This window comes from Collinsella aerofaciens, assembly GCF_040926185.1.
Lineage (GTDB): Bacteria > Actinomycetota > Coriobacteriia > Coriobacteriales > Coriobacteriaceae > Collinsella > Collinsella aerofaciens_BC.
Window position 1 is genome coordinate 1 of the sequence record NZ_JBCOIQ010000032.1, and the last position, 7,724, is coordinate 7,724.

Sequence of the window (7,724 nt, forward strand, 5' to 3'; positions counted from 1 at the left end):
CTGATGGTGTAGACGTACGTACCGGGCTCGTCGTACTCGAACTTGTCGAAGTTGATCTTGCCGTCGGCATCGTTGGTAACCGTAGACTCTACGTCCTCGCCAACGAGCTTAAAGCTAAACTCGTCCTTCTTGAGCTCGCGTCCCTCAAGCACCTTGATGGCGCCGATGGAAACCTGCGTGGGCATGGCGTGATACTTGTTGGTAAAGCCAGCCGACTCGGTAGTTCCCTCGAGCTTGTGCGTCGCGGTCAGCGTGCCGTCACCGTTGTCGGAGACGGTGGTCACGACGGTGTAGGTCGTGCCGTCATAGGTGACGCCCTTGTACAGGCCGAGCGCGTTGGGGCAAGCCTCGCGCAGCGTGTACGTGTGCGTACCGGGTGCCTCGTAGCGGATCGGGCTCAGCGTAACGTTACCGTTGACGTCGTTGGTACCGCTAGCGACAGCCGCACCGTCCTCGAGCAGCTCAAACGTGAACTCGCCAGCTGCAAGGTCGCGGCCGGTCAGACGCTTGACCGTCTTGACCTGATCGGTCACGGACGAATCGGTAGGCGTCACGCTGTAGGTGTTGGTGAACGTGAAGGCAGCACCGTCGTCGCCTTCGCGCTTGACGCTCAGATGTCCGGCGCCGTCGTCAGTCACGGTATAGGAAACCTTGCGCGTGGCGTTGGCATCGTTGGTCACGCCAGGGGCGCTGCCGGTCTCGGTCACCGTATAGGCAAAGGTGTGCGAGCGCGGAGCGGTGGGGGCCGCAGGCTCGGACTCGTCGTTGGACTCGTCGGTGTCGGCAGCGTCGGCGTCAACCTCGGCCTCGTCGGCGTTGGCCTCGGCATCGCTCGATGCGTCGTCAGAAGCATCGGCCTTCACGCCCAGAGCGCGGTTGAGGTCCTCGAGCGTAAAGTGGATCTTGCCAAAGTCCACGTTACCGGCTGCGTCGTTGGTTACGGTCGTGCGCTCGGGCATCGGGGCACCTGCCTCGTCGGCGGTCACGGTAAAGGTGAACTTACCCGTGATGTCGGCCGGGGTCAGGCCCTCGGCAACCTGGAGCTTCTTAGTACCGGTGAGCGCGGCATCCACGGCGTCGGCGCCGTAGACGTTCTCGAACAAGGGCTCGACGCCGCCGTAGTCGACCGTTGCCGTCAGGGTACCGTCACCGTTGTCGACGACGATAACCTTAAAGCCAAAGCTCCACGTTGTAGCGGAAACGCCATTCGGCAGCCCGAATAAATCTTCGTAGGCCGTGTAGTTAATGGTCCAGGCGAGCTTACCGTCCTTATCGGTACGATAAGCAAGCCCAGCAGCCTCAAGATTAGCAAGCATCTTAGTGTCGTAGTGCAGCGTATCAAAGCTCACGTGCCCGCCGATATTGGGCTTGAGGTTTTCGTATGCCACAAGCTCACCCTGATAGGCGATGCCGAACCAGAACTCGCCGTCGGCCATCGGGCGGCCGGTCAGAGTCTTGGTGGCAACGACCTGAGCGGCGGTGCCGCCAGGCGTGTTGGTCGTAGCGCTGTAGCTGTTGTGGAACGGGACCAGGGCACTCTCGACCTTGTTCTCACCGCTCTTGTGGACCGTCGTATGCGTACCCTCGGGACCGCCGGAGACGGTCGTCGTGGCGGTAAGCGTACCGGCACCGTCATCGGCGACGGCGATCGTCACGGTACGCACGGCGTCGTCGTAGGTGTAACCGGGCTTGCCGTCATTCTTCTCGGCTACGGTGTACGTGAAGGTCTTGCCGGCGTCAGCCTGCGTAAACTTGACCTCATGGCCAGCCAGGATGTCAATCAGGCCGACCGTTGCCTCTGCCGTCGCAGGGGACTTGAAGTTGTTGGCTCCGGGCAGCAGGCCAAGCGCGTTGGCCGAGGCCTCGTCGGCGGTCACGGTAAAGGTGAACTGCCCCTCGGTCATAGGACGTCCGGAGAGGCTCTTGCTGAGCTTGAGGCCGCCGGCGGCGGTGTAGTTAAGCTCAGTGCGGTACGTGTTGGTGAAGCGTCCGTTTTCCTTCTTGGTGACATTGGCGGTCAGCTTGCCCTCGCCGTCCTCAGTCACGGTCACTTCGGCGGTCGCGGCATGCCCGTCATACGCCATGCCGGCCGCGTTACCCGCGTTCTCGCGGATCTCGTACGTGTAGGTTCCGGTGGCCGTGTAGCGAATCTTGCCGAACTTGATGGCGGCAATGCCGTCCTTCGCATCGTGCTTGCTCACGGTTACGGTCGCAGGATCGGGGAGCGGGGCGCCATCGGGGGCGGTAATGGTAAAGCTGAACTTGTCGGAGTCCGTCCAGTCGCGACCGTCGATGGCCTTGCTCAGGTCAAAGTCGAGCTCTGCGTCGATTGGGGTCACGCTGTAGGTGTTCTTGAACTCGGCGGGCTTGGTGCCCTTCAGGACGTGCTCGGCCTTGAGTGTGCCGTCGCCATTGTCCGTAATGGTGGTCTCGATGGTGTACTTGGCATCACTGTAGGTGACGCCCTTGCTGGTGGTTCCGCCGTTGGCCTCGCGCAGCGTGTAGGTATGCTTGCCGGCCTCGGTGTAGGTGATCTTGTCCATGGCGATCGTGCCGTCGTCGGCGTTGGTGCCCTTGGCGACGACCTTGGCGTCCTCGCCCTCGCCCTCGATGAGCTCGAAGGAGAACTCGCCGTCCTTGAGGTCGCGGCCGTCCAGAACCTTGGTCGCGGTGATCTGGTCAGTGACGCTGAACTCGTCAGGATTCGGCTTGTAGCCGTTGTTGAACTTCGCCTCGTCGGCGCCCTTCAGCTCATGCTTTACCTCGAGCGTGCCGTCGCCCTTGTCGGTGATGGTCGTCTCAATGGTGTAGGTCCTGCCGTCGTAGGTGATGCCGTTGTTGGCGTCGCCCGGGACCTCGCGCAGCGTGTAGGTATGCTTGCCGGCAGCGGCGTACTCGATGGGGCTCATCTTGATCTTGCCGCGGGCGTCGTTCTTGCCGGTGGCGACAACATCGTTGCCCTCGACGAGCTCGAAGGAGAACTCGCCTTCCTTGAGATCGCGCCCGGTCAGGACCTTGGTCGCCGTGATCTGATCAGTAACACTGAAGCTCTTGGGGGTTACGGTGTAGGCGTTCTCGAAGGTCGCCTTGTCAACATTCTGCAGCTTGTGCTCCACGCTGAGGGTGCCATCGTTGTTATCCTTGACGGTGGTCACAATAGTGTACTCAGCGGTGCTGTAAGTAATGCCGTTTTCGGTGGTGTCGGCCTTGGTCTCGCGCAGTATGTAGGTGTGCTCGCCAGCCGCAGTGTAGGTGACGGGATCCATTACGATCTTGCCGTCGGCATTGTTGGTACCGGTGGCGACCACGTTATTGCCCTCGACGAGCTCGAAATGGAACTCGCCAGCCTTGAGGTCGCGCCCGTCCAGGACCTTGTCCGCGGTGATCTGCTCGGTGACGCTGGAGCTCTTGGGGGTCACGTTGTAGGAGTTCTTGAACTCGGCAACCTTGACGTCCTTCAGAACATGCGTGGCACTGAGCGTACCGTCGCCGTTATCGGTGATGGTCGTCACGATGGTGAACTTGGCATCACTGTAGGTGACGCCCTTGCTGGTGGTTCCGCCGTTGACCTCGCGTAGCGTGTAGGTGTGCTTGCCGGGCTTGTCGTACTTCACGGCGCTCATCGTGATCTTGCCGTCGGCGGCGTTCTTGCCGGTGGCGACGACCTTGGCGTCCTTGCCCTCGCCCTCGACGAGCTCGAAGGAGAACTCGCCCTCAGTCATGTCGCGCCCGGTCAGGACCTTGGTCGCGGTAATCCGATCCTCGACAGGCTTCACGTTATAGGCATTGGTGAACGTAAATGCCACATCGCCGTCTGGCTTGTGGGATACGCTCAGATTACCCTTGCCGTCATCGGTCACGGTGTAGGAAACCTTGCGCGTGGCGTTGGCGTCGTTGGTCACGCCAGCGACCTCGCCGGACTCGGTCACGGTGTAGGTAAAGGTGTGCTCGCGCTTCTCGGGCTTCTCGCCCAGAGCCTTGTTAAGGTCGTCGAGCGTAAAGGTAATCTTGCCAAAGTCGACCTTGCCCTTGGCATCATTGGTCGCGCTCGCGTTCGTGGGCATGGGTGCGCCCTCTTCACCGGTCACGGTAAAGGTGAACTTGCCGGCAATGTCAGCCGGGGTCAGGCCATCAGGAACCTGCAGATTCTTCTTGCCCACAAGCGATACCTCGACAGGCGCGGCAGTGTAGGCGTTCACAAACTCGTTGCCGGCATCGCCGTAGACAGCCGTCGCCGTCAGGGTACCATCGCCGTTGTCGACAACGGTCACATATGCGTCAATTGCCGCCGTGGTAGTGCTCACGCCCGCAGGCAGCTCGCCGGTCTGCTCGGCAGCAATGTAGCGAATGGTCCACGTGGGCTTGTCTGAGCTAGCGTCAAACGACGCCTTGTCTTCCTCGACCAGCTTGGCAAGCGACTCGGTCGTGTACGTCAGCGGACCGAACTCAACCCTGCCACCCTTGTTGGTTGCATCCAGCAGAACCTCGTCGTGCCCCGCATAGCTCAGCGCAAACTTAAATTCGTCATCGGCCATCAGGCGCCCCGTGAGCGCCTTGGTAGCCTCAAGAGTCAGCGGGGTTTCCGTCTTGGCGCTATAGATGTTCGTGAACTTAGTCTCACCCGAGGTCTTTTCAACGTCGGCCTTAAGCTCACCCTTGGCGTTAACCGTCACAGCTACCTTGAACGTGGCAACGTTCTTGCTGTAGGTAATGCCACCGGCGTCGCCCTTGACCTCGCGGACCTCATAGGTGTACTCGCCCGGCTCGGCATAAGTAATCTTGCCAAAGTTAATGGCTGCCTTGCCCTTGTCGAGATCGGCATTGGTCACAGTTACGGTCGCGGGGTCGGGCATCGGGGCATTGTTGTCGGACGTCGCGGAGAGCTCAAACTCAAACGCATCCGTATCCGCCCACTTGCGGCCCTCGAGCACCTTGGTCAGACCAAAGTCAGTCTTGGTATCCACCGTTGTCGGCTTGGTTGCAAGGCTAAAGATAATCTTGCCGTTGTTGCCCAGGTGCGAATGCACGTGCGTGGAAGTCGCAACGGAGGAAAGGTCATTCCACCTGGGGTTAAGCACGTCGCGCGCGGTCTCGGTCTTGTTACCATTCACCTCCACATCGTCCTTGGTGGTATGCAGCTGGTCGATATGGGCCAAGCGCGCGGTTCCCTTATTAAAGGACCAATAGCCGTCATCTTTGACCAGAGCGCCGTCGTAGCTGGCGATCTCGTGCCCCTCAAACTCCACAACGGCATAGTCGTCCTTCGGCTTGCCGTTTGCGCCCATCGCCACAAACTCGTCCTTGTAGTAATAGACGTCGTTGCCCTGCGGCTTTACCGTCGCGCGCTGGGTGCATTCCTTGTCCGTGTAGATAGGCGTGATTTTTTGGAAGTAATAGTAGCTGTTGGTATCGGCGGGCTCAAACTCGGCGACAACATCGCCCAGCTCACCGCCCGACCACTTGTTGGCCAGGAAGTAGACCGTCTGGTTGTCGGCGTCCTTGTGGTCATCGATATACTTCTTGAGCACCTTATCGGGCGTAAACAGGTTGTTGCGTGCTTCGTCCTTGACGCTAGAGGTGTATTTAATCTGAATAGGCTTGATGTCATTGAGCGACGTGCGCTCAAAGATCCCGTTTTCCATGTCCACGTGATAGCGGATCAGCGGAATCAGCGATGCGGGGATCTTAACCGTCACGATATCGCCCTGCTGCGCATTGGCAGAGCGCTCGACGGTGATGACCAGGTCCTTGGCCACGCCCGAAAACTCGTACGTGTCCGTATTGCCCTTGGTTGTCTTGGTCACTTCATCAAAGGGGACGCCATTAATCTGAGCGCTGACAAACGTATCGACCTGCATAAAGTCGCCCAGCTCATCACTGAAGGTGATGTAGCCGGACTTGCTCTCGTCGTAACCATCCTCGATCTGAGTGGGAGAGCCCTTGCCCGAGGTGATAGAGCTCGAGATATCATCAAACACCTTCTTGAGCTCATCGGCATTCGACGCAGCCTTGTAGAAATCGGAATTCTCGGTGCGCTTACCAAGCTCATTGGTTGTGTAGGACGTGGCGTTTGGATAGTTGCTCGACACGGCGTGCATGAACTTGTTTTCGTCGCTCGTCCAGTAGTTCGTAGGCTCGTCAGCGGGATTCGCATCATCAAAAATGCCGATGGTGTAGACCGTAGCGCCTTTCCCCTTCATTTTCTTGGCGGCGACTATGGCATTATTGGCAACCGTAGGGTTAAAGTTCCTGACGTCTGTGGGCGTGCCGTCCGTAAAGAACACAACTACCTTCTGGGCATCCTCGCGGCCCGACATGTCGCGAGCAAGTTCAAGGCCGTAATCAGCCCGCGTGGCACCGGCAGGTTCGATGTAGCCGACCGTATTCTTAAGTTCCGTCGCAGCGCTATCAACACACGGCGTCAGGCTCTTCATGGTCTGCGAGTAGTTGTGCGTGTATCCCTGACGATCGCGATACGTATCGTTGCCGATCTCGTTTTTCTTTGCACCCGAAAACTTAACGATGGCAACCTGATGCCGCTTATTCGTATCTTTAATGCTCTTGTTTTGCTCGGCGATGGTGTCGATAAAGGAACTGGCAGCTGCCTTGAGTGCGTCGATGCGTTTGGTCGAATCGCTGTCACCCATGTCATTATCCATCGACCCGGAGGCATCAAGCACCATCACGATATCGAGCGGTTTAGTGACCAGCGACGTTGTGTCAGAAGTCGAAGACATCGTGGAGAGCGTCGTCACAAAGTCGGACTTTTCGTCCTGCGCTGGCTCGACCGTCTTGTCCGTCCAGATTCGGCCTACATAACGTGTCGTCAGGTCCTGCTCGCCGCCCGACGCCCAGTACTGCCAGCGGCCGGTGGTGTCAGGGTCGACTATCTTTCCGCTCACCGTCGGTCCGTCCATTCCGGTGCTGGACCTGGCGTTGGCCTCGGGCAGCATGGCAAATGCCGCAGCCGGCAACACCAGCACTACGGCCAGTATCACCGCCAAGAGACCCCTCGTGTACTTACTCATCGCGTCTCCCTTCTCGCGGTCTCAGACCTTGCAACAGCCTAAAGTTACGAAATGAGACACAATTTGGGCAGGTGACACATGTTCCAGATTCTGTTTTGGGCGTGAGACAAATGTCTCACCAAAGTTGAGACACGGCGTTTTCGCAGGAAAACGGGTGCGACTCAACAGTCGTGAGCGCGCACAGCGGCAAACGGCGCTATGTGGGGCCTTGCGGGAGCAAAATGATCCGTTTTCCTCCGTCCCCGGGGAATCAGCTGGCGATGCCCGCCACGAAACTGGCCCATCTACTACGTTTGACCCGATACCCCTGACCATACCCACGTTTTACTAAAAACCGCAGGCGTTCTACCTGCTGTTTTGTTTTTGCGTTGTTCGCCATGGTTAAGGGCAGCGGCTTAAACGTAGTAGATGGGCCCATTTCGTGGCAGACGGGTCACGCGGCAGCCATCGCAAGGCCAAAATGGTCCGTTTTCCTCCGTCCGCAGGAGATCAAGGGCTGTTACGGATATGGTGCCATTTCAAAACTATGCCGAATTACGGGGCTAAAGTCGGGACCCTCATCCATACCTTCATTTTTTGAAAAACGGCAGGCTGTCTACCTGCACTGATAATTGTCCTTGGGGGAAGCGGGCACTGCGGGGCGCGGCAACGGCGCGCGATTTCCGCGTCGCAGCGCTACCCTGATGCTGAACGCCG

1 protein-coding gene is annotated in these 7,724 nt (G+C 58.8%); it reads right to left on the reverse strand.

The window, feature by feature from the left end; genetic code table 11:
* Positions 1 to 7,028: Spy0128 family protein (locus tag AB5750_RS09590; protein ID WP_368154994.1), on the reverse strand; the 7,028-nt coding region annotated here is incomplete at its 3' end.
* Positions 7,029 to 7,724: the final 696 nt, after the last annotated feature.